This window comes from Achromobacter sp. GW823-FHT04E03 (genome assembly GCF_058796095.1).
The window spans coordinates 899,259-923,469 of record NZ_JBXAIJ010000003.1 but is presented as its reverse complement, the minus strand read 5'-3'; the positions used below and the strand labels follow the sequence as shown (position 1 = coordinate 923,469).

Genomic DNA, 24,211 nt, shown 5'->3' with positions numbered 1-24,211 from the left:
TCAATGAACGAAATCATTTCATTTTACGAGGGGCCCTGGGCAGCGTAAAAATTGAGCACTCACTCTCACCCAGCGGGGTACCGCAAATGAAGATCGCTATTCTGGACGACTGGTTCGACACTCTCCGTCGCCTTCCTTGCTATGCCCTCTTGCGAGATCACGAGGTCACCGTCTGGACGGATCACGCCGAAGATACCGATGTGCTCGCGCAGCGCCTCGCCGATACGGAAGCGTTGGTCTTGATCCGCGAGCGCACCACCATACGCCGCGAGTTGATCGAAAAGTTGCCCAAGCTGCGCCTGATTAGCCAGCGCAGCGTCTATCCGCATATCGACGTCGCCGCATGCAGCGACCATGGCGTCCTTGTCTGCTCGGACCTGCACGCCGATACGCCCTCTTATGCCGCGGCGGAGCTGACCTGGGCGCTGGTGCTGGCCGCCATGCGCCAATTGCCGCAGCAGGTGGAGTCCATGCGCCAGGGGCGTTGGCAGTGTGGGGTGGGCCACACCGTGCGGGGCAAGACCATGGGCATCTTTGGCTATGGGCGCATCGGTCGAGTGGTTGCGGGCTACGCGCGGGCGTTCGGCATGCGGGTGCTGGTCTGGGCGCGGCCCGAGTCGCTGCAGCGCGCACGCGAGGACGGGCACGAAGTCGCGGCCTCCAAGCAGGAGTTCTTCGCGTCCTGTGACGTGCTGTCGCTGCATATGCGCCTGGTAGCCGCCACCAAGGGCATCGTCAACGCGGCGGACCTCGCGGCCATGAAGGAAGGATCGTTGTTCGTGAACACCAGCCGTGCCGGACTTGTCGAACCTGGCGCATTGGAGCGGGCGCTGCGGGCAGGCCGTCCGGGTATGGCGGCGCTGGATGTCTTCGAGCAGGAGCCATTGACCGATACCGCGAATCCGTTACTGCAGATGCCCAATGTCCTGTGCACGCCTCACATCGGATATGTGACCTATGAGGAATGGGATCTGCAGTTCAAGGATGTGTTCAACCAGATTCTCGGCTTTGCGGCAGGCAAGCCCGTGAACATGGTGAATCCGCAGGTGGCATCGTCATGAACCTGTCCTTGGAACGCCTGGCGAAGCAGCTGGATCTGGCTGCCGCGAACCAGGAACGCCTGCGACTGGCTTTCGGCCTCGCCTGTGCGCAGCGGGTCGAGTATCTGCTCGAAGAACAGGAGGTCGTGGATTGCCTGGCGAGCCTGGGCCGTTTTCTGGACGGCGCGATCGCCCACGAACAGCTGGAGCAGATTTCCAGGCGGGCTGCGAGCCTGGCGAACCAGCACCAGGGATCGAAATCGTTGGACGGCTGCGGCCATGCCGCGGTGTCCGCGACCTATGCGGTTGCCAGCGCCCTGGCCGGCAAGGCGCTGCGCGCAGCCGAATACGCGGCTTACGCAGCGGTTTACGGACAGGGTGGTTACGGCGCCGTGTCTGATCCCGAAGCGTTCAGGGTGGAGTTCGCCTGGCAGACGAAATGTCTGGAGTCCTTGGCTGCCGGTAGGGTTGAATAGTCCGTATCGATGCTGTGGAACGGCGCCTTGTCGTGCGGAGCCCGGCATCTCGGAAAACAAAAAACCCGCAGATTTTCATCTGCGGGTTTCGGAAAATCGCTGGAGGCGCAAGCCGGAATCGAACCGACGTACACGGATTTGCAATCCGCTGCATAACCACTCTGCCATTGCGCCAGCACTTGCAAGAAAAAAGGAAGCGCGGTGTTGGCCGTTGCTTCCTTTTTGTATTTGGAGCGGGAGACGAGTCTCGAACTCGCGACCTCAACCTTGGCAAGGTTGCGCTCTACCAACTGAGCTACTCCCGCGGGGGTACTGCAATTTGGTGTGTTTTCTGACTTGGTTTTCAGAAAGGCCGTGTCCACCAAAGACAGCGATTATACACAGAATTTTGGGCTTGTGTAGCCTGGCGGGGCGGGGAAGTGAAAAATCCCCGCCCGCCGGGCCAAACAGTGTCCTTAGGGCGTATCGCTCGATGCCGGCGTTGTGACGGCCGCGGCTTCGGGGGCGGCTTCAGGCGCGGGGGCGTCAGCCGGGGCGTCAGGGGATGCGGCAGCCGGCGCGGCGGCCTTTTTCGCGGGACGAGCCTTGCCGGCCGGCCGGCGCGAAGCCTGGCGGCGCGCGTAGGCGGCTTGCTCCGCCGTGACCGTGCCTGCAGGCTGGCCTTGCAGGTCGACGCGTGTAGCGTCCGCGACCATGCTGCTCCAGTAGCGGCTGCCCTTGCACCAGGTGGCGATGGCTTGTTTGAGCTGTTCTTCCGTCATGCCCAGCTTCTCGAGATGCTGGGCCGCGTCGGCCAGGATGCCTTGCTTGAGCGGCAGCTTGGGCGCGGGATTCTTGGGGAACGCCTGCGGGAAGTGCTTTTGCAGGCGCCAGATGGCCTCGACCGCGGGGTCGACGGGCTCGCGCTTTTGCTGCGCGCGGGCGGCAGCCTTCGCTTGACCCGACTCGCGCTTTTGCTGCGGCCGCGCCGTAGGCTTCGCTTGATCAGGCTCCCGCTTCTTTGTCCGGCCTGCCGCCTTCGGTTGGACCGGCACCGCCTTTTGAGCCTGTGCCCGCAGCTGCTCGCGCAGGTCGGCAAGTTTTTCAAAACCCATTGTTATTTCCAAGACCTCAGATTTGTTCAGGCTGAAGGTTACCGCATGTGCGCGAATGCAGCACAGCCTGGGCGTTACGCGTGTGGCGCCGACGCCATGGCCGCAGACGTCGGCGGATGCCGGTTTGCCGGCGGATCAGCGTTTGGAAGACGGGCAGGCGGGCTGGCCGGGCACCTGTATGTTTCTCTCGGTTTGCGGCGGGCCGGACCAGGCTGAGTCCGATCGGCGCGACGTCGATGATCTTGCGGTTCAGCGCGAGGCTGTCGATGAGCGCTGTCTGATGCCGTATCGCGGGCGAAACCAGCGTTTCCCTGATGTGGCGTACGCCCAGCTGGCGCCTTGGAAGCTGAAGGAGTCGCGGGCCAACCTTGCCGAGATCGGGCCGGTTGCGGAAGGAGAGGGGCCGCCGTGCAAGGCGACCCGGCTGTCATTGTCGTAAAGCGCATAGCTTGCGCCGTCGCTGGCGTGTTCCGCTGTGATGACGGAGGCGATGTCGTCGACTTCGAGCCCTACCCAGGTCTGCTCGTTGCCAGCCCCTTCGAGCGGCGTATACAGAAACAGATGATCGGTGGCGTCCGTCAGGGGTCTGATCCAGACGACCGGTGCGCGTCCGTCGTCCGGATCAGGCGTGGCGTGGTGCGAGGCCAGGGTGTCGCGGAGCCATTTTTCCGCTTCCCTGGAAATGTGGTGTCCGCCTAGCCGCGTGTCGTCCACCGCCAGGCGCGTCGAGCCGGGGCCTGCCAGCGTCGTGTAGACGATGCGCGCGTTGGCGGCGGCTACGTCCGCCCGGTTGCGGCGGGTAAGAATCAGCGCCCAATCGTAGGAGTCCGCCCCGTTCATCAGCGGGATGACGTTGACCTGTCCGGTCTGGCCGAAGGTCCTGGGCGTGTGCTGGGCTGGCATGCGGTCGGTGTTGCGCACTGACGAGGAGGCCACTGCCCGGAGCAGCGTTTCGCGCTGATCGAAGAATATCTGCGCGCGGTCAGCGGCGGCATTCATGCGGCGGCGGTAGCTGGAGACCTCGTCACTGAACGACCAGTACATCGACAGCATCGTGCCGATGAGTATGCATGCCTGCAGTGCCATGGCGAGCAGATGCAGCAGGGTCATCGGCAATCTGGCGGTTGCCGGCGTGTATCCGTCGGGGAGGCTGGGGGCGGCCATCATGCCAGCGATGGTATGGGCCGGGCCGGGCTTCACGGATAAGAAAATTCTGGAAGCGCGATGGCGCCGGAGGCCTCGTTCCCATACGGCTATGTCAATTTGTTTCCCGATTGCCTCGGAAATCGGGAAATAGTGCGCCAGTGGTGTCGGCGTGGATGGTATCCGACAAGAAAATTTAAATAAATCGGATATTGGTCATTTTATTTATTTTCTACGTGCGGATGGTATCCATATTCAAATTCTGCGATTTTGGATGGTATCCAAGATACTGAATTAATTAATAAAGATGGTATCTATTCATTAATTTTCGATATTGAAAGAAAAGGGGTATAAATTGCCTCCTTTTTTCGCGAAAACTTGTTTCGGCCATTAGGTTTACCCGGTTACTTAATAATACTTTTATAGCGATCCGGTAATGCCTTGGATATCAGATTTATTAATCGACATATGGAGGATTTACGTTGATACACGACACGAAGAAATGGCTGACGGCGACGCTCGCGCTGAGCGCGTCCTACTGCGGTGGCGTTACGGCTGCGGACCTGACGGTTACGTCGGGCAATACGCAGGTGTTCGACGGCTCGGCCAATTTCCCCGGCGGGGTGGATGTCAACGGCGGCACGCTGGTGATCGGCGGCAATGGCGGCGGCTCGGGCGTTACGTTGGGCGGTAACGTCAATGCGAACTCGAACGGCACCGTCGCGGGCTTTGGCTCGATCAATGGCGACCTCAACGTGTCCGGGGCGCGCGTGGCGCCGGGCTATGAAGTCGGCACGCCCACTGGCGTCTCCAACGGCAATCTGGTCGTCAACGGCAACCTGTCGATGAACAATGCCGTGTTCAATTTCGAGACCGGCTACGCGGGGCTGCCGATTACGCAACCCGGCACCGGCGACAACATCACCGTGCGCGGCGATGCCGCCATCAACAACACCACGCTGAACGTCACGGTCAACACCCTGGGCGTCAATGCCGGCTACTACCGGATCCTGTCCTACGGCGGCAATCTGAGCGGCAACGGCCTGACGCTGGGTTCGGTCTCGGGTGATTCCGCCCCTGCCGCGACCATCCAGAACCTGACTGGCGACAAGCAGATCAACCTCATCCTGGGGCCGAGCACGACCAATCTGTGGAACGGCAACGGCGCGGCATCTGCAACCCGCTCGGGCGGCGGCAACGGCACCTGGAGCGCGGCCAGCACCAACTGGAACAGCCCGAGCAATGCCACGGGCGCTCTGCCCGACGGCGGCTATGCGATTTTCACGGGCGCGGCCGGCTCGGTGACCGTGGACGGCAGCGCCGGGCCGGTGCGCGTGTCGGGCATCCAGTTCGCCACCGACCGCTATCGCCTGCAAGGCGCTCCCATCACCCTGGTCGGCAGCGGCGGCAACCCGCCCGCGATCGTGGTCGGTGACGGCACCTATGCTTCGGGCCAATTCGTCGACACCATCGACAACCCGCTGCAAGGCACGCAGGGCTTCGTCAAGACCGGCCCGGGATCGGTGATCCTGACCGCGGACAGCAGCGGCCTCACGGGCCCCATCCTGATCGCCGACGGCGCCCTGGAAATCGACGGCAAGCTGAACGGCCCGATGGACATCGGCCGCGAAGTCGTGCTGGCGGGCGTGGGCCAGGTAGGCACCACCAACCTCTATCCCACCGCGGTCATTTCTCCGGGCAATGACGGCACGCCCATGGGCACGCTCACCGTCAACGGCAACCTGACCTTTGGCCAGAACACCATCTACCGCGTGCATGCCGATCCGGCCAGCAGCCTCAGCGACCGCATCCACGTCACCGGCGTCGCCTACCTCGACGGCACCGTGGCGCATGTGGGGCCAGACGGCAACTACGCGCCGCGCACGACGTACAACATCCTGACGGCCGATGGAGGCATCCAGGGCCAGTTCACCGGCGCTTCGAGCGGATACGCGTTCCTGACGCCCACGCTCAGCTACGACCCGAAGAATGCGTACATGACCCTGACGCGCAACGACGTGCCGATCGGCAGCATCGGCGGCTCGGGCAACGAGAGCAACGTGGGTGGCGCGCTGGACCAGGAAGAGCCGCCCGCGACGGGCAACGGTTCGTCCTCGAACGGCAACGGCTCGACGTCGACGGGCAATGGCTCGTCTTCTGCCGGCAATGGTTCGACGTCGACGGGCAACGGTTCGTCTTCGGCTGGCAACGGTTCGACGTCGACGGGGAATGGTTCGTCTTCGACCGGCAACGGCTCGACATCGACCGGCAACGGTTCGTCCACAGCCGGCAACGAAACGCCCCCCGCCGGTAGCGGGTCCTCCCTGGTCGACAGCGGCGTCGCCGCGGGCAAGAACACCGGCGCCAGCCAGGTGGCGGCGGCCGTGCTCGCCATGACGCCGAACGAAGCGCGTTCGGCCCTGAAGATGCTGTCGGGCGAAGCCTACGCCAGCACCGCCAGCGTGCTGCTGAGCCAGGGCGACACCGTGCGCACGCTGCCGCTGTCGCATCTGCGCGGCAATCTCGACGCGCCGGTGCTTGCCGGACGGCCCACGGCCCAACTGGGCGCGCCGTCGTCCGACGCCATGCCGCAAAGCGGCGCCTCGCCGGTTTGGGCGCAAGCGTTCGGCAACTGGAGCAAGTTCGGCAGCGACGGCAACGCGTCCAGCGTGAGCCAATCGTCGGGCGGCCTCTTCGTCGGCGGCGATGGCGCGGTCGGCGGCGGCTGGCGCCTGGGCGCTGCGGTTGGCTACATCGGCAGCCACAACTCGATCGACGACGCGTCCTCGCGTACCAATGTGGACAGCTACACGGCCACCTTGTTCGGCGGACGGAACTTCCAGGCCGGCCCTGGTCACGTCCGGTTCATGGCCGGCGCGGCCTACACCTGGCATGACATCGACGCAAAGCGCGACGTGGCAGCCGGCAGCCTGAACCAGCGCCTCGAGTCGTCCTACCACGCCTCGTCGACGCAGGTGTTCACCGAACTCGGCTACAACCTGCCGCTGGGCGATGCCTACACCATCGAACCCTTCGCCGGGCTGGCATGGAACCAACTGCGCACGCGCGGCTTCGAGGAATCGGGCGGCACGGCGGCCCTGCACGGGTCCAGCAATTCCGATGACGTGACCAGCACCACGCTGGGACTGCGCGGCGGCTGGGAGTTCGGCTCTGACCGCACGCCGGGCCGTCTGACCGCGTCGCTGGGCTGGCGCCATGCCATGGGCGATGTCAAGCCCAAGCAACAGCTGGCCTTCGAAGGCGGCAGCACGTTCTCGGTGACGGGCGTGCCGATCGCCCGCGACGCCGCGGTGTTGGGCCTGGGCGCAGAAATGGCGATCACGCGCAACACGACGGCCGGCATTGCGTATGACGCGCAGTTCGGCGGCGGCAACCGCCAGCAATCGGGCGTGCTCAAGCTGGCTGTGCGCTTCTGATTGGACGCCGCACAGGCGCAACAGGCATCGCGATTGCGGCGCCCGTTGTGCCTGTGCGGGTTGGAATCCAGGCCAAATGAAAAGGGGCGAATCGAAAGATTCGCCCCTTTTTCCAGGACTTGCTCAAGAATGCGCGCTGAGCGGGGCCAGGGCGGACGAGACGCAGTTGGTCCTAGCGCTTATCGGCCCCTTGCCATCGCAGATAAGCCGAGCGGGTAACAGCAGACACTGAATCGAGGACTTTCCGGTGATCGACCTGATGCCGCAGCATCAGCCGTGCATCGGCCACGGCGCGGGATTTGCAGAACCAATGGCAACTGTGCTGCAGCAGATACAGCTCTGCCGAGAGGTGGTACGCGCGTTCTCTTGCGTCCCAGTGGCTCTCGTTGTCCACGACATGGCGCAAGCCGGATGCATGGATGTACAGCAGTTCACGAAAATCCCGTGTCCTTGCAGGAAGAAAGCGCTCGATGTATGGCACGCAGAACGAGAGCGTGCTCACACGGGTAGCCTGCGGACTTTCCTTTTGCATGGCGTCGGCCAGCGACCGTACTTGTGCCGCCACGGCGCGTTCGGTCTGAGCGAAGGTTTCCAGCACCTGTAGCTGGCGTGTTTCGGCGTCTTCGCGGATGGCGCGTGTGTAGCCTTGCGTCAGGGTTTCCATGTGGCGCTCAAGCTGCAAACCGCCCAGATGACGGCCCAGCAGCGCGATGCGGGCGCGCTGGTAGCGCACGCGCAGCACCTGCCATGCAGCGACAAGCACCAGCAGGATCAATGCGGTATCCATTGCCCGTGTTCCTTCATTTTTCAAGCGGCGCAAACCGCAATGAAAAAAGGGCCCGTAGGCCCTTTCTCAAGGATTTTCAGAATTCCGAGAAGGAAGCTGGAAATCAAAATTTGGAGCGGGAGACGAGTCTCGAACTCGCGACCTCAACCTTGGCAAGGTTGCGCTCTACCAACTGAGCTACTCCCGCAATTTCTTGCCTGGAGCCAGCCCCAACTGGGCGGTTCCTGACAAGCGAGGCGGAAGTATACCCAATTTTTCCAAAGATGCACGCGGGCCGCGGAATGCCGCGATGCGGGCCTTCGAAGCGGCGCGCTGACGCTGCTTCGGCGCCCCGGTGGTCGCCATTGATTGAACATGCGGCGGCGCGGCATGCGCCGGATCGCCAGTCCGGCGCTATGAAAACTGGCAAATTATCTTCAAAAAATATCAACTAAATCCATATTGCTTCACTCATACGCGAGATTCAGAATTCTGTTCATGGGCGCAGCCTGTCGCCCGAGGGCGGAAAATGGATACTAAGAACTCCACGAATCAGAGACAACTCACGGTCCGCATTTCCCGGGGAACCGAGGACGGGGCCTACTCCACGTACTCGGTCCCCTGGCGCGAAAACCAGACGGTCCTGGATGTGGTGACCGAAGTCCAGCGCACGCAGGAGCCCAGCCTCTCGTATCGCTACGCCTGTCGCGTCGGCGTGTGCGGGTCCTGTGCCATGACGGTCAATGGCAAGCCGCGCTGGACCTGTCGCACGCATGTGAGCCGCGTCGAGGAAGGCGGCGTGATCGTGATCGAGCCAATGCGCAATATGCCGCGGATCAAGGATCTCGTCGTCGATATGAGCGAGTTCTTCCAGAAGTGGGCGCGCGCCGGGAACACCTTCGTCGGCACAGCTACACGCAACGATCCGCCGGCGTTGGTGTCGCCGCAGAGCAAGAAGCGCAAGCAGGCCGACGCGGCCATCGAATGCATCAATTGCGGCGTGTGCTACGCGGCCTGTGACGTGGTGTCCTGGGACAAGGACTATCTTGGCCCGGCCGCCCTGAACCGCGCATGGACGCTGTACAACGACGAACGACACGCCGACCCCAAGGACGTGCTGCGCAAGGCCACCTCCGGCAGCGGCTGCAATTCCTGCCACTCCCAGGGCAGCTGCATGAAGCACTGTCCGGTAAGCCTCAGCCCCACCGGCAGCATTGCCGGATTGAAGCGCAGCGCCATCTTCAGCCTGCTCAAGGGAGGCTGACATGGAAGCTCGTCTTTTCGCGCTCCAGCGTCTGACGGCGATGGTGATGGCGCCCTTTGTCCTGGTACATGTGGGCCTGGTCATCTATGCCGTGCGCGGCGGCCTGACCGCGGGCGAGATCCTCTCGCGTACCGAGGGCAACTGGTTCTGGATAGTCTTCTACGGCCTGTTCGTCGTGAGCGTCTCGGTCCACGTGCCGATCGGCGTGCGCAACATCCTGATCGAGTGGCTGCAGTTGGGCCGCGGCGCGGCGTCCGCGGTCGGACTGGCGTTCGGCCTGGGACTGCTCATCCTGGGCGTTCGCGCCGTCGCGGCGGTGGGAGGCCTGATGCCATGAGATCCGCGCGCAACCATCAGGCGTACTGGGCTTTCCTGGGGCATCGCATTTCCGGCCTGGCGCTGGCCCTGTTCCTGCCGGCGCATTTCTATGTGCTGGCGATGGCGCTGGACGAGGCGCGGCTGGACGGATTCCTGAAGCTCGCCGACATGCCGGCGATGAAGGTCGGCGAGTGGGGGCTGGTGCTGCTGCTGACCCTGCACATGTTCTTCGGGCTGCGCCTGCTCGCATTGGAGCTGCTGCCTTGGCGTTCGCCGCGGGACGCGCGCGTCGCGTGGATCGGCTGGGGCTTTGCGGTCTCCATGGCGACGGGCCTGGTTTTCATCGCGGGAGTGATCTGAGATGCGGATCGAGAACATCAAGACGGACATCCTTGTGCTGGGCACCGGCGGCGCGGGCCTGTTCGCGGCGCTGCACGCCAAGAAGGCGAATCCGTCGCTGCGCGTGACGGTGACGGTGAAGGGCCTGTTGGGCAAGTGCGGCTGTACCCGCATGGTCCAGGGCGGCTACAACGTCGCGTTGGCCGCCGGCGACTCGGTGGAACGCCATTTCATGGACACCATCGAGGGCGGCAAATGGCTGCCGCGCCAGGACCTGGCGTGGCGGCTGGTCGAAGGCGCCGTCGAGCGCGTGCGCGAACTGGAAAACGAGATCGGCTGCTTCTTCGACCGCAATCCCGACGGCACCCTGCATTCCAAGGCGTTTGCTGGCCAGAGCTTCGACCGCACTGTGCACAAGGCAGACCTGACGGGCATCGAGATCATCAACCGGCTCATGGAGCAGGTGCGGGCGCTGGACGTCGATGAACTGGAAGAGCATCGCGCCATCGAACTGATTCCCGCCGCCGACGGCTCTGGTATTTCCGGCGTGCTGTTCATCGACATGCGGACAGGCCTTTACCGCTACATCCAGGCCAAGGCCGTGCTGCTGGCAACGGGGGCGGGGCCGACCATGTACCGCTACCACACGCCTTCGGGCGACAAGACCTGCGACGGCCTGGCCATGGCGCTGCGCTACGGCTTGAAGCTGCGCGACATGGAGATGGTGCAGTTCCATCCCACCGGCCTGCTGGGCGGGCCGGACACGCGCATGACCGGCACGGTGCTGGAGGAGGGCCTGCGCGGAGCGGGCGGCTACCTGCTCAATGGCGACGGCGAGCGCTTCATGGCCAATTACGACAAGCGCGGCGAACGCGCCACGCGCGACGTGGTCAGCCGCGGCATCTACGCCGAAATGCGCGCAGGACGCACGGGGCCGATGGGCGGGGTCTACATCCAGATGAGCCATCTGGGCCCGGACAAGGTGGCCAAGACTTTTCCCGGCATGGTCAACCGATGCAAGGACTGCGGCTTCGATCTGGCGGGCGGCAAGGTGGAGGTGGTGCCGACGGCGCACTACCTGATGGGTGGGGTCGAATTCAACGTGGACGGTTCAACCGCGTCGCCGGGCCTGTATGCGGCCGGCGAGGATTGCGGCGGCGTGCACGGCGCCAACCGCCTGGGTGGCAACGGCGTCGCCAATTCCACGGTGTTCGGCGGCATCGCGGGCGATGCGATGGCGGCCTACGTTGCGAAGTCCGGCCAGTGGCGCGACCCCGACCAGGGCGTCATCGCGCGCGGCATCGAACGCGCCGAGTTCCCGTTTTCCCGGCCCGCGGGCCGCATCCACGAGCTGCGCGACGCGCTCTCGCAAACCATGTGGGACGACGTAGGTGTGCTGCGCCGCCAAGAGGCCATGGCGCATGGCCTTGATGCCATTGCCGGCCACCGCGCCGCCTTGCGCGATATCGGCGTGGCGGACGGCGACCGCCGCTACAACCTGACCTGGCACGACTGGCTCAACCTGGAAAGCCTGGTCGACATTTCCAAGGTCATCACGGTTTCGGCGCTGGCGCGAGAGAACAGCCGCGGCGCGCACTACCGCGAAGATTTTCCCGAAGCTGGCGACCTGCACACCAGCTGCTACACGCGCGTGAGCGCGCAGGACGGCGAGGTGGCGCTGGAGATGGTTCCGGTTTCCTTCGACATCGTAAAACCCGGCGAATCGCTCATCGAGGGCGAGGCGGGCATTCCCCAGAGCTGAGGCACTCCAACCATGAGCATTCCTGTCCAGAAAGTTGAAGAGGCGGCGCTGGAGATCATGCGCCGCGCGGCCATCGAGATTCCGGCCGACTACAAGCGCGGCATCCAGGAGCTGCAGAAGAAGGAAACCGGCAAGCTGCCGCGTTTTGTCATCCACGCCATGGTGGACAACTGGGAAGCCGCCGATCAGGACCGGCGCCCAATGTGCGCCGACACCGGCCTGCCGCGCTACTACGTCAAGGTGGGCAACAACGCCTCGGTCGACAGCGGCTTCGTCGCCGTGGAACGCGCGCTGCGCCACGCCACGGCCGAGGCCACGGTCAGCGTGCCGCTGCGGCCCAACCGCGTGCATCCGCTCTGGCGTACCGACCATAACAACAACGTCGGCATCAATGCGCCAGAGGTCGAATGGTCCTTCGAGCCGGACTGCGATTGGATAGACATCACCACCGTGCACAAGGGCGGGTTGTTCGGCACCGACTACCGCATGCTGTTTCCAGGCGACGGCATAGACGGCATCAAACGCTTCGTGCTGGACACGCTGATCGCCTTCGGCAAGCGCGGGCTGGCCTGTCAGCCGGCCATCGTCGGCATCGGGCTGGGCGGCTCCAAGGACACCTGCATGCAGCTGGGCAAGCAGGCCGCCTGTCTGCGCACGGTCGGGGACCGTAATCCGGACCCCAAGGTGGCGGAGCTTGAATTGGAGCTGATGCAGCTGGGCAATTCCATCGGCATGGGCGCCATGGGTTTCGTCGGCTCCGGCATGGTGGTGGACTGCCATATCGAGTGCGGCTACACCCACACCGGGGGCATGCCCATCAGCCTGCACACTTTCTGCCTGTCTTCGCGCCGCGCCACTGCGCGGATCCATGCCAACGGGGAGATCGAGTACCGCACCGATCCCCAATGGTTCACGCCCTACATGCGCCGGGAGACGGTCGAATGGTAAGCAATGACGACGACATCAAGGTCTTTCATCTGGACCTGCCCGCCAGGCGCGAAGACATCGCCAAGCTGGAACTCGGCTCGGCCGTGTACTTGAACGGCGTGGTCTACACGGCCCGCGAAGGCGTATACAAGAAGGTGCTGGACCAGGGCTTGCCGCTGCCCGTGGACTTGCGCGCCATCAGCAACGTCAACTTCCATTGCTCGCCGGCGGCGGCGCCGGACGGTCGCGGCGGCTACAACGTGGGCGCCGTCACCGCCACCGCCTCGTTCCGATTCTCCAAGTGGATACCGCGTTGGCTGAAAGAGACCGGCTGCCGCATCCTGATCGGCAAGGGCGGGATGCCCGCCGACGATTACAAGCAGGTATTGGCGCCGGGCGGCGCGATCTACCTGACGACCGTGGGCTACGGCACGGGCGCACTTCTGGGCCGGGGCATCAAGCGCGTGCGCGAAGTGCATTGGCTGGACGAACTGGGCATAGCCCAAGCCATGTGGCTGTTCGAGGTCGAAAATTTCGGGCCCTTCATCGTCGAGAGCGACCTCGAAGGCAATTCGCTTTTCGCCCAGCACGCCGAGACCATCAATGCAGGCATCGAGAAACTCTACGCCGGGCTGAAGCCGCCCGCGCTGCACCGCTACGGCGAGACGGACGATCGCAAGGACGAAGTGATGTAGGCGTGCAAGCGCGGCCCGGGTAACTCCACCCCCTGACAAAGAGACTGCAATGATCATCGACTTTAGGCTGCGGCCGCCGGTAGGCGGCTTCCTGGATACGCTGATGTACTCGGCGGGAGAACGTCGCGATGGCTTTACGCGGACGGTGGGCTTCGAGCCCTCGGCCGCGGCGCAGCAGCAATCGATGGCGCTGCTGCTGAAAGAGATGGATGCCGCGCGGATAGACCGCGGCGTGGTCGTGGGACGCCTGGCCGGCGTGCTGGGCAGCGTGTCCAACGAGGACGTGCGAGGCATCGTGGCCGAGCATCCGGGCCGATTCATCGGCGCCGCCTCCATCGACCCCACCGACCGGCGCCGCGCGTGCCAGACCATCAGCCAGGCGGTGGAGGACGGCTTCAAGCTGATCAATATCGAGCCGGGCTCCTACCCGGTTCCCATGTACGCCGACGACAGACGCCTGTATCCGATCTACGGCCACTGCGAGGACCTGGGCGTGCCGGTGATCATGATGGTCGGAGGCACGGCGGGGCCGGACTTGAGCTATTCGGATCCGATACGGACCGACCGGGTGCTGGCGGATTTTCCCGCCCTGAACGTGGTGGTCGCCCATGGCGGGTGGCCCTGGGTCACTGAGATCCTGCACCTGGCGTTCCGGCGCCAGAACCTGTGGCTGTCGCCCGATATGTATTTTTCCCGCATGCCAGGCTGGGAGGAATACGTGAAGGCGGCAGACGGTTTTCTCTCGGACAGGATGCTTTACGCCAGCTCGTTCCCGTTCTGCCCGGTGCAAGGGTACAAAGAGTGGTTCGAGACCTTGCCGATCCGGGAAGATAATCTTGGGAAAGTCATGGGAGGGAACGCGCGGCGGCTGCTTGGCATCTGACGCGGCATACTCCTCCTTTCCGCAATGCCGTCTACACCAGGAACCTTCTTGCATGGATATCCGCACGCTCTACACGCTGATCGCGATTGCAGACCACGGCAGTTTCGCCGAGGCCGGCAATACCATCGGCCTGTCGCTGTCGGCGGTGAGCATGCAGGTTCGCGCGCTCGAGGACGAGCTGGGCATCACGATCTTCGACCGCAGCCGGCGTCCGCCCATCCTCACGGACACGGGGTTGGCGCTGGTGCACCGGGCGCGCGACCTGATCGCGCATTGGGAAAGCATGAGCGCCGCCTTGAAGAAGGGTACTTCGTCGGGATTGCTCAGGCTCGGCAGCGTCCATACCTGTGTGTCGGGCGTGTTGCCGCTGGCGCTGCGGCACCTGCAGAAGCAGGGCCACGGCCTGGAGGTCCATGTCACCACGGGACTCACGCACGACCTGGAGCGCGCCATCTATCACCGCCAGCTGGACGTGGCGATCGTGACCGAGCCCGATGCGCCGCGCTCGGGCCTGGATTTCCTGCCGTTCGTCGAGGAACAACTGGTCGTCATCGCCCACCGCTCGGTCAAGGGCGCCAGCGATCAGGAGATCCTGGAGCAGAATCCCTATGTCCGTTTCAATCGTTCGGCGCGCGTGGGGCATCTGGTGCAGGAAGAGATGGTGCGCAGGCGCATCACCGTGCGTTCGACCATGGAGATCGACAACCTGGAAGGCGTGATCGCCATGGTGGCCAATGGCCTGGGCGCATCGGTGGTACCGGCCTGCCGCGGCAGGAACGAGTTTCCCCCGGGCATCCGCGTCATTCCGTTCGGCTCGCCCACGGTCACTCGTCGCCTGGGCATCCTGGCGCCGAAGGAGAACCCGCGGGCCCATCTTACGCAGTTGTTGCTCGACGCATTGAAGTCAGTCTGTGCCGGCCAGTAGTTCTTAGTCCGGTAGTTCTGTAGTTCAGCAGCCTAGTAGTCCGCAGAAAAACACCGCAACGTCCCGAAAAATCGAGCCATCGGCCCGAGGGTCAGTTGCTGCCTGGCGAATCGTCAGCCGGCCGAACGCCGACCCGCTACGCCGTCCCGCGAACTGAAGGAGACAAAGCCATGAAGAACCAAACTCAACCCAATATTGCGCGCCGCCGCATCGTCAAGACGCTGGGCTGTGGCCTCGCGCTTACGCCGTTTATCGCCCTTCCGGCGCGAGCCGACTGGCCGGCGGACAAGGTCATACGCATGATCGTCCCGTTTTCGGCGGGCGGGGCCACCGACCTGCTGGGCCGCGCGTTGGCGGCCGAATTGGGCAAGGGCCTGAAGCAGAGCGTAATCGTCGAGAATCGCGCGGGCGCTGGCGGCAGCGTGGGCGCGCAGGCTGTCGCCAGCGCGCCGGCGGACGGCTATACGCTGTTGCTTGCGTCGGGCAGCATGTTCACGGTCAACCAGTTCATCTACAGCAAGCTGCCTTACTCGCTGACGGATTTCAGTCCCATCGGCAAGGTGGCAAACGGACCCATGGTCATCACCGTCAATGCCAACCTGCCGGTCAAGAACACGCGCGAGCTGATCGAGTACGCCCGCGCCAGGCCTGGCAAACTCAGCTTCTCGTCCGCGGGCGTGGGCAGCCAGACGCACATGGCGGGCGAAGCTTTCAGCGATGCGGCCGGGATCGAACTCATGCACGTCCCGTACAAGGGCGAGGGGCCGGCCTACACCGACCTCATGGCGGGCGTGATCGAAGTCGCCGTGGGCAATATCAATGCCATCGTGCCGTTGCTCAAGGGAGGACGCCTGCGGGCGCTGTCGGTGACGGGCAAGGAACGTTCCGCGTTGCTGCCGGACGTGCCGACCACGGCCGAGGATGGAGTGCCGGGGTTCGAGTTCACGGGTTGGTTCGCCCTGCTGGCGCCGGCGGGCACGCCCCAGGCTTCGGTCGACCGGCTGCTGGCCGATGCCAGGACGGCGGTGGCGCAGCCCAACATGCAGCGCTATCTGGCTGACCAGGGGATGTCGGCGACCATCGTGCCTGCCGCCGCGCTCAGGGAGGAGATCGCCAGGGAGTCCGCCAAGTGGAAGGCGCTGGTGGAAAAGAAGAAGATCACCGCAAGCTGAATCCGCATGATGCCGCCCGATACGCTCGCCTTTGCCGCACCCGTCGTCCTTGCCGCCTATGTCGTCTTCGGGATGACGGGATTCGGCGCGGCCATGGTGGCCGTGCCGCTGCTGGTCCAGTTCATGCCCTTGCAGTTCGCGGTTCCGCTGGTGGTGCTGTTCGACCTGGCCTGCACCGCGCTGGTGGGCGGCAGCAACTGGCGGCGCGTTTCCCTGGTCGAACTCAAGCGCCTGTTTCCCTGGCTGCTGCTGGGGATAGGGCTGGGTGTGACGCTGCTGCACAACGCCGGCGCTCGCTGGCCTTTGATCCTGCTGGGCAGCTTCGTGCTGGCGGTGTGCATCAAGGGCCTGCGGGGCGCGCGCGGGGCCAAGCCGTCGGCGCCGCTGAATACTTTCTGGGCCTTGCCGTTCGGCGTGTTCGGCGGCATCTTCAGTGCGCTGTTCGGGACCGGCGGGCCGATCTACACCATCTATCTGTCGCGCCGGCTGGATGCGCTGGACCAGTTCCGCGCCACGATCTCGGTGGTCATCCTGGCCAGCGGCCTCATCCGGGCGGCGGCCTTCGGCGCCGCCGGACTGTATGCGCAGCCGGAAATCCTGTTCGCGGCCGCCGTGCTGCTGCCCGTGGCCCTGATCGGCCTGTACGGCGGATCCCGCCTCAGGGTTCGGGTGTCCCCGGAACTGCTGAAGCGGGCCATCTTCGTTCTGCTCGCGATAGCGGGCGCAGGCGCCATCTATCGCGGATGGGTCTCGCCTGCGTGAGACAGGCTGCCGTTACTTGGCCGTCGGCATGGCGAACTCGGCGCCCTTGCCAATGCTTTCGGGCCAGCGCTGCATGATCGACTTCTGCCGCGTGTAGAAGCGCACGCCTTCTTCGCCATAAGCGTGCATGTCGCCGAACAGGCTGCGCTTCCAGCCGCCGAATCCATGCCAGGCCATGGGCACGGGGATGGGTACGTTGATGCCCACCATGCCAACCTCGATGCGGCGGCCGAACTCGCGCGCGACGTTGCCGTCGCGGGTGAAGCAGGCCACGCCGTTGCCGAATTCGTGGGCATTGATGAGATCCACGGCTTCTTTCAGATCCTTCACGCGCACGCAGCCCAGCACCGGGCCGAAGATCTCTTCCTTGTAGATGCGCATGTCCGGCGTGACGTGGTCGAACAGCGTGCCGCCCATCCAGAAACCGTCGCCGCAGCCTGCGCCTGCCTGAGAACCCTGGAAGCCGCGGCCGTCCACCAGCAGTTGCGCGCCTTCCTGCACGCCCAGATCGATATAGCCGCTGATGCGCTCATGCGCGGCGCGGGTCACGATGGGGCCCATCTCGGCCGCGGGGTTCTCGCCGTCCAGCACCTTCAGCGTCCTGGTGCGTTCGATCAGTCTGGGCAGCAGCCGGTCGGCCACGTCGCCCACCAGCACCGCCACGCTGATCGCCATGCAGCGCTCGCCGGCCGAGCCGTAGCCGGCGCCGATCAGGGCGTCGACCGCCTGGTCGATGTCGGCGTCCGGCATCACGACCATGTGGTTCTTGGCGCCGCCCAGGGCCTGCACGCGCTTGCCATGGCGTGCGCCGGTCTCGTAGATGTAGTTGGCGATGGGCGTGGAACCGACGAAGCTGATGGCTTTCACGTCCGGGTGTTCCAGCAGCGCATCAACCGCCACCTTGTCGCCCTGCACCACGTTGAACACGCCGTCGGGCAGCCCCGCTTCGCGCAGCAGTTCGGCGATGCGCAGCGATGCGCTGGGGTCGGTGGGGCTGGGCTTGAGCACGAAGGTGTTGCCCGCCGCGATCGCCACCGGGAACATCCACATGGGTACCATCACCGGAAAGTTGAACGGCGTGATGCCCGCCACCACGCCCAGCGGTTGGCGCAGCGTCCAGTTGTCGATGCCGGTGGAAACCTGCTCGGTGTGGGCGCCCTTCAGCAACTGGGGAACGCCGCAGGCGAACTCGACGATGTCGATGCCGCGAGTGACTTCGCCTTGCGCATCGCTGAAAACCTTGCCATGCTCGGCGGTGATCAGGTGGGCAAGTTCGTCGCGATGCTTGTTCATCAGTTCAAGAAACCTGAACAGCACGCGGGCGCGGCGGATGGGAGGGGTGTCCGCCCATTGCGGAAATGCCGCCCGGGCGCTGGCCACGGCGCGGTTCACCTCGTCGGGCGTGGCCAGCGCCACCTGCTTGGCGACGGCGCCCGTGGCCGGGTTGTAGACGGGCTGGCGGCTGCCTGTCCCGTCGACGAGGCTGCCGCCGATATAGTGTCCGGCATCGCGGGATTGGGCGCTGGCATTGCTTGCGGTCATGGCTGGCTCCTGGGCTCATGCATGGTGTTCTGGAGCTGGCAATGTCGCGCATTGCCGCCCGGACGTCGAGACCGCAGGGCTGGAATCAGTGTTTGATGTTTCGAACAATGGAGCAAGGCATGACGAAAACCAGGCGTCTGGAAGATCTGTGGTCGCATATCCATTGCCTTGGGGTGCTGGCCGATACCGGCAGCTATACGGCGGCCGCGCGCCGCCTGCAGATCAGCAAGGCGTCGGTGAGCCAGCGCATCGTGGAACTGGAGCAGGCGGCTGGCGTCCCCCTCGTGCGCCGCACCACCCGCAGCGTCGGCCTGACCGAGGCGGGGCAGAGCCTGGTCGACCAGACCGCGGCGGCCTTTCTGCGCATCGAAGAGGGCTTCTCGGCCGTGCGGGACCTGTCCGAGGGGCCGCGCGGCGTGCTGTCCGTGACCGCACCCGTAGCCCTGGGACGTCAGGTCATTGCGCCGCTGATACCCGGATTCCTGAAGAATTTTCCCGACGTGCGGATCCAGCTGGAACTCAGCGACCATCTGGCGTCCCTGGCTACCGAAGGCTTCGACCTGGCTATCCGGCATGTGGCCGGCGTGCCGGACACGCACGTCGCGTCGGTCATCTGCGAGACGCGCTCCGTGCTGGTTGCGGCCCCGGAGTACCTGGCGCAGCACGGCACGCCGAAGACGCCGATGGATCTGGCCGCCCACAATTGCCTGCACTACCTGCGGCGCAGCGGCAGCGCTACCTGGTCGTTCGAGTCGCGTGACGGAGACAAGCGCGTGGCGGTTCCGGTGCGCGGCAGCTTCACCGCGAACAACAGCGAAGTGCTGCGGGAGGTGGCTGCCGGATCCCTGGGGATCGCGCTGGTGCCGGATTTCAGCGCCAACCAGGCCCTGCGCAGCGGAGAGTTGGTCGAGGTCCTGCGCGGGTGGCGCGTGGTGGGCGAATATGCAGAACGGCTGTACGCAGTCAGGCCCTACACGCCGCGCGTGCCGCTGACCGTATCCTCATTCGTCGGTTACCTGCGCGAGGCGATCCCGGCGTCCGCCGGACTTGGCGGACCGCCTGGAGCGGGCAATGAGGCGGGTTAATTGACTTGCAACCCGGCCTTGGCCACAAGGTCGGCATAGATCGCGGCTCCCTGGCTGACGTATTTTTCCGTTTCCGCGGGGGACAGGACGTGGGGGATGCCGCCGAAGTTGGCGTTGCCGGCGATCCACTTCGGATCCTGTGCGATCTGCTTGAGCACGTCGGCCCATTTGGCCACCGCTTCGGGACTCATGCCCGGCGGCCCGAACAGTCCGCTCCAGCCTACGACAGCTTCGAGTTGAGGCAGCCCCAGCTCGCGGGCGGTCGGGATGTCGGGGAACTGCGCCAGGCGTTCGGGCGTGGTCGTCAGCAGGGCGCGCAGCTTGCCGCTGGCAAGTATGCCCGTCATCGAACTCAGGTTGTTGCAGGCGAAGTCCGCATCCTTGCTGAGCACCGCCAGCGCGACTTCGTTGCCGCCCTTGTAGGGGACGTTGACCACGGCCTCGGATTTCAGGCCGAGGCTGCTGAGCAGCAGCTGCGGCGCAAGATTCTGCACCGTGGCCGGACCGGAATGGCTGTAGTTGAGCTTGCCGGGATGGGCCTTCAAGGCCTGTGCCAGATCGCCGATCGTCTTGTAAGGGCTGTCCGGATGCACCACACAGACCACGGGGTTCAGCTCCAGCAGTCCGATGTACGTGAAGTCCCGGGCGGTATAGGGCGTGGTCTTGGGTTGTAGCGCGGGCAGCAGGACCTGGGAGCCTATCCGGCCGACGAGCAGGGTGTAGCCGTCGGGAGCGGCGTTCTTCACGGCGGCCGAGCCGATCGCGCCGTTCGCCCCGGCCTTGTTGACGACGACCAGCGGCTGGCCAAGCAGGCCTTGCGCGGCGGCGGACAAGTTGCGGGCCGCCATGTCGGCGTCGCCGCCCGCGCTGAACGGCACGATGAGCTGGACGGGTTTGGCGGGATAGGCTTGGGCGGTTGCCAGGCCCGGAAGCGCGGCCAGCATGCAAATCGCGGCGCGAGCGAACGCGCCCGGCCAGAGGCCGGTAGGTCTCATCATGAGAAGTCTCCTGTCGTGCTAAGGGACGAAACCGGACTGCAGCTGGGCTCGATGCTTCGAGGTCAATGACCGGTCGCGGACTGCGTTGATGCGCTGAAAACCGGAGCGGGTTCGCCCGCCAGGGATACGTTGACACATGCGGGCAGCCCGCTGTCCGCCGCCGCGCGCAGCGCGGTGGCGAGGCTGTCGCGGTCCCGGGCGGCGTAGCCGGCTCCGCCAAGCGCCGCGGCGACTTCGTGGTAGCGCGCGGTCGGCGCGAGTTCGCAGCCGATCAGCCTTTGCGGACCGTAGGTGCGCATCTGGATCAAGTGTTCCGCGTTCCAGCGCAGGTCGTTGCCGACCACGGCGACGATCGCGGCGCGCTCGCGTACGGCCGTGTCCAGCTCCATCAGGTGAAAGCCCGCCGTGCCGTCGCCCATGAGCACGGCCACGGTGGCCTCTGGTTGTGCGATCTTGGCGGCGATGGCGTAGCAGATGCCTGCGCCGATCGCGCCCGACATGCCGTTGATGATGCGCACCGGCGCCTGGCAGTATGCCTGCGCCCACTGGCCGAATTCGCCGCCGTCGCAGACCAGGATGGGATTGGGGGCGGACGTGAGAAACGCTTGGACCGCTTCACATAGCGCGCGCGGCCCCAATGCTCCATCGGCGCAAGCCGCGGCGCCCAGAGTGTTCCGGTTGCGCAGCGCTTCGTCCACGCGCGCGCGCCACGAGGCGCGCGCGGCCGGGGCTGGCGCCGCTGGCAATGCCGGCAGCACGGTGTAGGGATCGCCCTGCAGGGCCAGAGCCAGGCGGTCGCCCAGCAGGCGGGCCGCGCGTTCCAGCATCGCGGGGTCGGGGTCTATCGCCACGACCCGGGCCGTCTTGCCCAGCGCGCCCGTGCCGCCGAAGCCCAGCGTGAAGTCCAGGCACTTGCCGGCCAGCACGATGAGGTCCGCCTGCGGAATGATTTCGGCCAGGGAGCCCAGGGAAGGGTCCTTCAGGCCGCGCGGGCTTTCCATGGGGATGAGGTGCACGCCTAGCGTTGCTTCCAGCTTCTCGCGAACCGCGCGCATGTGCGGACGCGCTCCGGTGGGGCCTGCCAGCAACAGGGGGCGCTGTGCCGAGTCAAGCAGCGCGGCGAGCTGTTCCAGGCCGGCTGCGTCCACTGCAGCGGGCTCGCGCTTCGGTGTAGTGGCGGGCAGTTCTGCCAAGCCCGTCTCCGCGGTCATCAGGTCGAAGGGCAGGGCCAGATGAACCGGTCCGCGCCGTGGGGCAAGCGCTTGCGCGACCGCGCGGTCGAGCGCGGGATAAAGCTCCTGCACGGTCCGCGGACGCAGCGATAGCTTGGTCAAGGAACGGGTGATGGAAACCTGGTCCAGTTCCTGGAACGCGCCCATGCCGTCTTCTCCTACCGAGGAGTCGCCGGAGATGAGGAGCACGGGGCTTTCCGCCTGCGACGCCGAGTAAAGCGGCGCCAGGCCATTGGTGATGCCGGGCGCGGCGGTCAGCATCGCGACGCCAAGCTCGCCGGTGATCTGGGACCAGGCGTCCGCCATGAAGACGGCGGCCGCCTCATGCCGCACATGGATGATGCGGATGCCTGCATCGATACAGGCATCGTAGAGCGGCATGATCTGATTGCCGGACAGGCTGAAGATGGTCTTGACGCCCAGGCGATGCAGCGTACGGATAATCAACTGGGATCCAAGCACCTGTCTCTCCGCTGGGGCTGCGTCGGCTGTGCGCCGCGCGCCTGTTTTTTACCGGCTATGGGAGAGTTCAGTGTATCGGCTATCCGTGGCGGGTTGGTTGATGTTTTTTGAACCTAGGGGGCGGCCCGCGGACGGTCTTGTTCCGTCTGCGCGACCGCGTCGCGCACGCCTTGCCCATAGGCCGGGTCTGCCCGGGTGCAGTTGGCGATATGGCGTTCGATGACTTCCCTGGAGGCGCCGCGGATCGCGCGCGCGGTGTTCTGGAACAGTCTCTGTTTTTCGTCCGCCGCCATCAACCGGAACAGGTTGCCGGGCTGGGAGTAGTAGTCGGCATCTTCCCTGTGATCCCAGCGGGCCGCAGCGCCGCTGATCTCCAGCGGCGGTTCGGAATAGTCCGGCTGCGCCTGCAGGACGCCATGGCTGTTGGGCGTGTACGCGGGCGTGCTGCCGCCGTTGCCATCCACGCGCATCGCTCCGTCGCGGTGATAACTGTGAAATGGGCAGCGAGGCGCGTTCACCGGGATCTGCGGGTAGTTCACGCCCAGCCGATAGCGCTGCGTGTCGCCATACGAGAACAGGCGGCCCTGCAGCATCTTGTCCGGAGAGAAGCCAATGCCGGGCACGATTGCCGCGGGACTGAACGCGGCTTGTTCGACCTCGGCGAAGAAATTCTCGGGGTTTCGATTGAGCTCCAGGACGCCGACTTCGATCAGCGGATAGTCCTTGTGCGGCCAGACCTTGGTCAGGTCGAAGGGGTTGAGATGATAGGTATGGGCTTCGGCGTCGGGCATGATCTGCACATACAGGGTCCAGCGCGGAAACTCGCCGCGTTCGATCGCTTCGTACAGGTCACGCTGATTGCTTTCGCGGTCCGCCGCGATGACCTGACCGGCCTCGGCGTCCGTCAGGTTCCGGATGCCCTGCTGGGTCTTGAAGGTGAACTTGACCCAGAAGCGCTCGCGGGCGGCGTTGATGAAGCTATAGGTATGGCTGCCGAAGCCATGCATGTGGCGATAGCTCTTCGGAATGCCGCGGTCGCCCATGATGAGCGTCACCTGGTGCAGGGTCTCGGGCAGCAGCGTCCAGTAGTCCCAGTTGTTCTGCGGGCTGCGCATGCCGGTGCGAGGATCGCGTTTGACGGCCCGGTTCAGGTCGGAGAATTTCAGCGGATCGCGCACGAAGAAGACCGGCGTGTTGTTGCCGACCAGGTCCCAGTTGCCCTCCTCGGTATAGAACTTGAGCGCGAATCCGCGGATGTCGCGTTCCGCGTCGGCCGCGCCGCGTTCGCCCGCCACGGTCGAGAAGCGGGCGAACATTTCGGTCTGCTTGCCTACCTGGCTGAAGATCCTGGCCTTGGTGTAGCGCGTGATGTCATGGGTGACGGTGAACGTGCCGAAGGCGCCGGCTCCCTTGGCGTGCATGCGCCGCTCGGGGATCACTTCGCGGTCGAAGTGCGCCATCTTTTCCAGGAACCAGACGTCCTGCAACAGCGCCGGCCCGCGCCGGCCGGCGGTCATCGTGTTGTCGTCGTCGGGCACGGGGGCGCCGAACGCGGTGGTGAGTTTGCTCATGATGGGCTCCTTGCGTGGTTCAACGGGGCAGCGGCCTTCAAGAGCGGGAGCATCGCAACGGGCTCGGATCCGGCCGCGCCAATCTCAGACGTAGTGCTCGATGGGGGAATGGTCTTCCAGGCGCAGCACACGACCATCGATGACGAGGGACGGCAGGCGGGTGATGCCAAGCGCCCGGGCCTGGGCGGCGGACCCGGGCTGCCGCGCGAGATCGAATGATTCGTAGCGATGCTGAGGCGTCGCGAAGGCCGCGGCCATGTTGCGGTCTATGCCCAGGCAGAGATTGCAACCGTCGTGGAACAGGGTGACTTGAATCAA

22 protein-coding genes and 3 tRNA genes are annotated in these 24,211 nt (G+C 65.0%); 14 read left to right on the top strand and 11 right to left on the bottom strand.

Translation table 11 applies throughout. The features are described 5' to 3' along the window. Positions 1–86: 86 nt before the first annotated feature. Positions 87–1,061: a D-2-hydroxyacid dehydrogenase family protein gene (locus AC1RHV_RS23875; RefSeq protein ID WP_492302136.1), complete on the top strand. Its 975-nt coding sequence runs from the start codon at positions 87–89 to the stop codon at positions 1,059–1,061. Further along, on the top strand, positions 1,058–1,516 hold the full coding sequence (locus AC1RHV_RS23870) for a hypothetical protein (protein WP_492302134.1): 459 nt from the start codon (positions 1,058–1,060) through the stop codon (positions 1,514–1,516). The genes AC1RHV_RS23875 and AC1RHV_RS23870 overlap by 4 nt, the downstream gene beginning before the upstream one ends. 100 nt (positions 1,517–1,616) lie before the next feature. Here AC1RHV_RS23870 and AC1RHV_RS23865 read toward each other — a convergent pair. The 4 genes from AC1RHV_RS23865 to AC1RHV_RS23850 all read right to left on the bottom strand — a co-directional run bounded on the left by AC1RHV_RS23865 (position 1,617) and on the right by AC1RHV_RS23850 (position 3,720). Next, positions 1,617–1,690: transfer RNA gene (locus tag AC1RHV_RS23865), tRNA-Cys, on the bottom strand. A gap of 55 nt (positions 1,691–1,745) precedes the next feature. Further along, positions 1,746–1,821 (bottom strand) — tRNA-Gly (locus AC1RHV_RS23860). 150 nt (positions 1,822–1,971) lie between these two features. Then, positions 1,972–2,610 carry a ProQ/FinO family protein gene (locus AC1RHV_RS23855; protein ID WP_492302132.1) on the bottom strand — a complete coding sequence of 213 codons (639 nt, stop codon included), beginning with the start codon at positions 2,608–2,610 and terminating at the stop codon, positions 1,972–1,974. A 249-nt stretch (positions 2,611–2,859) separates the two neighbouring features. Then, positions 2,860–3,720 carry a hypothetical protein gene (locus AC1RHV_RS23850; protein ID WP_492302130.1) on the bottom strand — a complete coding sequence of 287 codons (861 nt, stop codon included), beginning with the start codon at positions 3,718–3,720 and terminating at the stop codon, positions 2,860–2,862. A gap of 515 nt (positions 3,721–4,235) precedes the next feature. Here AC1RHV_RS23850 and AC1RHV_RS23845 point away from each other — a divergent pair. Then, positions 4,236–7,190 (top strand): autotransporter family protein, encoded by a 2,955-nt coding sequence (locus AC1RHV_RS23845; protein ID WP_492302128.1) that lies wholly within the window; start codon positions 4,236–4,238, stop codon positions 7,188–7,190. A gap of 172 nt (positions 7,191–7,362) precedes the next feature. Here the strand turns inward: AC1RHV_RS23845 and AC1RHV_RS23840 are convergent, their stop codons facing one another. Together AC1RHV_RS23840 and AC1RHV_RS23835 are read right to left on the bottom strand one after the other, a co-directional pair. Then, positions 7,363–7,977, bottom strand: a complete 615-nt coding sequence (locus tag AC1RHV_RS23840) for a hypothetical protein (RefSeq protein WP_054449988.1) — start codon at positions 7,975–7,977, stop codon at positions 7,363–7,365. A gap of 111 nt (positions 7,978–8,088) precedes the next feature. Then, positions 8,089–8,164: transfer RNA gene (locus AC1RHV_RS23835), tRNA-Gly, on the bottom strand. Positions 8,165–8,485: 321 nt separating this feature from the next. On the opposite strand from AC1RHV_RS23835, the gene AC1RHV_RS23830 reads away from it, so the two are divergent. The 10 genes from AC1RHV_RS23830 to AC1RHV_RS23785 all read left to right on the top strand — a co-directional run bounded on the left by AC1RHV_RS23830 (position 8,486) and on the right by AC1RHV_RS23785 (position 17,003). After that, positions 8,486–9,220 (top strand): succinate dehydrogenase/fumarate reductase iron-sulfur subunit, encoded by a 735-nt coding sequence (locus tag AC1RHV_RS23830; protein ID WP_054449990.1) that lies wholly within the window; start codon positions 8,486–8,488, stop codon positions 9,218–9,220. A gap of 1 nt (position 9,221) precedes the next feature. After that, positions 9,222–9,557, top strand: coding sequence for a succinate dehydrogenase (locus AC1RHV_RS23825; protein ID WP_054449992.1), 336 nt, complete (start codon positions 9,222–9,224; stop codon positions 9,555–9,557). After that, positions 9,554–9,898 (top strand): succinate dehydrogenase/fumarate reductase transmembrane subunit, encoded by a 345-nt coding sequence (locus AC1RHV_RS23820; RefSeq protein WP_054449994.1) that lies wholly within the window; start codon positions 9,554–9,556, stop codon positions 9,896–9,898. Before AC1RHV_RS23825 ends, AC1RHV_RS23820 begins: the two co-directional genes overlap by 4 nt. A gap of 1 nt (position 9,899) precedes the next feature. Beyond that, positions 9,900–11,639, top strand: a complete 1,740-nt coding sequence (locus tag AC1RHV_RS23815) for an L-aspartate oxidase (RefSeq protein ID WP_175213856.1) — start codon at positions 9,900–9,902, stop codon at positions 11,637–11,639. Between the two features lie 12 nt (positions 11,640–11,651). Then, on the top strand, positions 11,652–12,587 hold the full coding sequence (locus tag AC1RHV_RS23810; RefSeq protein WP_054449999.1) for a fumarate hydratase: 936 nt from the start codon (positions 11,652–11,654) through the stop codon (positions 12,585–12,587). Beyond that, positions 12,581–13,261 (top strand): fumarate hydratase C-terminal domain-containing protein, encoded by a 681-nt coding sequence (locus AC1RHV_RS23805; RefSeq protein ID WP_054450001.1) that lies wholly within the window; start codon positions 12,581–12,583, stop codon positions 13,259–13,261. The genes AC1RHV_RS23810 and AC1RHV_RS23805 overlap by 7 nt, the downstream gene beginning before the upstream one ends. A 49-nt stretch (positions 13,262–13,310) precedes the next feature. Further along, positions 13,311–14,144, top strand: a complete 834-nt coding sequence (locus tag AC1RHV_RS23800; RefSeq protein WP_054450003.1) for an amidohydrolase family protein — start codon at positions 13,311–13,313, stop codon at positions 14,142–14,144. Between the two features lie 52 nt (positions 14,145–14,196). Next, positions 14,197–15,069 carry a LysR family transcriptional regulator gene (locus tag AC1RHV_RS23795; protein WP_054450007.1) on the top strand — a complete coding sequence of 291 codons (873 nt, stop codon included), beginning with the start codon at positions 14,197–14,199 and terminating at the stop codon, positions 15,067–15,069. A 170-nt stretch (positions 15,070–15,239) separates the two neighbouring features. After that, entirely contained in the window at positions 15,240–16,241 is a 1,002-nt protein-coding gene (locus AC1RHV_RS23790; RefSeq protein ID WP_119452067.1) for a Bug family tripartite tricarboxylate transporter substrate binding protein, read from the top strand. Between the two features lie 6 nt (positions 16,242–16,247). After that, the gene (locus tag AC1RHV_RS23785) at positions 16,248–17,003 is read left to right on the top strand and encodes a sulfite exporter TauE/SafE family protein (RefSeq protein ID WP_306650015.1); all 756 of its coding nucleotides are present in this window, start codon (positions 16,248–16,250) and stop codon (positions 17,001–17,003) included. 12 nt (positions 17,004–17,015) lie between these two features. Here the strand turns inward: AC1RHV_RS23785 and AC1RHV_RS23780 are convergent, their stop codons facing one another. Continuing rightward, entirely contained in the window at positions 17,016–18,545 is a 1,530-nt protein-coding gene (locus AC1RHV_RS23780) for a CoA-acylating methylmalonate-semialdehyde dehydrogenase (RefSeq protein WP_119452066.1), read from the bottom strand. Between the two features lie 119 nt (positions 18,546–18,664). Here AC1RHV_RS23780 and AC1RHV_RS23775 point away from each other — a divergent pair, with 119 nt between their 5' ends. Beyond that, a complete protein-coding gene (locus AC1RHV_RS23775; RefSeq protein ID WP_119452072.1) occupies positions 18,665–19,630 on the top strand; it encodes a LysR family transcriptional regulator in 966 nt (321 codons plus the stop codon). Here AC1RHV_RS23775 and AC1RHV_RS23770 read toward each other — a convergent pair. The 4 genes from AC1RHV_RS23770 to AC1RHV_RS23755 form a co-directional block, all read right to left on the bottom strand. Continuing rightward, entirely contained in the window at positions 19,627–20,628 is a 1,002-nt protein-coding gene (locus AC1RHV_RS23770; protein ID WP_054450013.1) for a Bug family tripartite tricarboxylate transporter substrate binding protein, read from the bottom strand. The two genes, AC1RHV_RS23775 and AC1RHV_RS23770, sit on opposite strands and share 4 nt — an antisense overlap. 62 nt (positions 20,629–20,690) lie before the next feature. Continuing rightward, on the bottom strand, positions 20,691–22,322 hold the full coding sequence (locus AC1RHV_RS23765) for a thiamine pyrophosphate-binding protein (protein WP_492302122.1): 1,632 nt from the start codon (positions 22,320–22,322) through the stop codon (positions 20,691–20,693). Between the two features lie 113 nt (positions 22,323–22,435). Further along, entirely contained in the window at positions 22,436–23,893 is a 1,458-nt protein-coding gene (locus AC1RHV_RS23760) for a catalase (protein ID WP_492302121.1), read from the bottom strand. An 84-nt stretch (positions 23,894–23,977) separates the two neighbouring features. Then, positions 23,978–24,211 carry a hypothetical protein gene (locus tag AC1RHV_RS23755; RefSeq protein WP_192354634.1) on the bottom strand — a complete coding sequence of 78 codons (234 nt, stop codon included), beginning with the start codon at positions 24,209–24,211 and terminating at the stop codon, positions 23,978–23,980.

Excerpts from the sequence above, each read along its gene's own strand:
- AC1RHV_RS23875 (WP_492302136.1), top strand. The coding sequence starts at position 87 with ATGAAGATCGCTATTCTGGACGACTGGTTCGACACTCTCCGTCGCCTT.
- AC1RHV_RS23770 (WP_054450013.1), bottom strand. The coding sequence starts at position 20,628 with ATGATGAGACCTACCGGCCTCTGGCCGGGCGCGTTCGCTCGCGCCGCG.
- AC1RHV_RS23780 (WP_119452066.1), bottom strand. The coding sequence starts at position 18,545 with ATGACCGCAAGCAATGCCAGCGCCCAATCCCGCGATGCCGGACACTAT.
- AC1RHV_RS23775 (WP_119452072.1), top strand. The coding sequence starts at position 18,665 with ATGACGAAAACCAGGCGTCTGGAAGATCTGTGGTCGCATATCCATTGC.
- AC1RHV_RS23810 (WP_054449999.1), top strand. The coding sequence starts at position 11,652 with ATGAGCATTCCTGTCCAGAAAGTTGAAGAGGCGGCGCTGGAGATCATG.
- AC1RHV_RS23805 (WP_054450001.1), top strand. The coding sequence starts at position 12,581 with ATGGTAAGCAATGACGACGACATCAAGGTCTTTCATCTGGACCTGCCC.
- AC1RHV_RS23855 (WP_492302132.1), bottom strand. The coding sequence starts at position 2,610 with ATGGGTTTTGAAAAACTTGCCGACCTGCGCGAGCAGCTGCGGGCACAG.
- AC1RHV_RS23825 (WP_054449992.1), top strand. The coding sequence starts at position 9,222 with ATGGAAGCTCGTCTTTTCGCGCTCCAGCGTCTGACGGCGATGGTGATG.
- AC1RHV_RS23830 (WP_054449990.1), top strand. The coding sequence starts at position 8,486 with ATGGATACTAAGAACTCCACGAATCAGAGACAACTCACGGTCCGCATT.
- AC1RHV_RS23815 (WP_175213856.1), top strand. The coding sequence starts at position 9,900 with ATGCGGATCGAGAACATCAAGACGGACATCCTTGTGCTGGGCACCGGC.
- AC1RHV_RS23800 (WP_054450003.1), top strand. The coding sequence starts at position 13,311 with ATGATCATCGACTTTAGGCTGCGGCCGCCGGTAGGCGGCTTCCTGGAT.
- AC1RHV_RS23850 (WP_492302130.1), bottom strand. The coding sequence starts at position 3,720 with ATGACCCTGCTGCATCTGCTCGCCATGGCACTGCAGGCATGCATACTC.
- AC1RHV_RS23820 (WP_054449994.1), top strand. The coding sequence starts at position 9,554 with ATGAGATCCGCGCGCAACCATCAGGCGTACTGGGCTTTCCTGGGGCAT.
- AC1RHV_RS23870 (WP_492302134.1), top strand. The coding sequence starts at position 1,058 with ATGAACCTGTCCTTGGAACGCCTGGCGAAGCAGCTGGATCTGGCTGCC.
- AC1RHV_RS23785 (WP_306650015.1), top strand. The coding sequence starts at position 16,248 with ATGATGCCGCCCGATACGCTCGCCTTTGCCGCACCCGTCGTCCTTGCC.
- AC1RHV_RS23795 (WP_054450007.1), top strand. The coding sequence starts at position 14,197 with ATGGATATCCGCACGCTCTACACGCTGATCGCGATTGCAGACCACGGC.
- AC1RHV_RS23760 (WP_492302121.1), bottom strand. The coding sequence starts at position 23,893 with ATGAGCAAACTCACCACCGCGTTCGGCGCCCCCGTGCCCGACGACGAC.
- AC1RHV_RS23840 (WP_054449988.1), bottom strand. The coding sequence starts at position 7,977 with ATGGATACCGCATTGATCCTGCTGGTGCTTGTCGCTGCATGGCAGGTG.
- AC1RHV_RS23790 (WP_119452067.1), top strand. The coding sequence starts at position 15,240 with ATGAAGAACCAAACTCAACCCAATATTGCGCGCCGCCGCATCGTCAAG.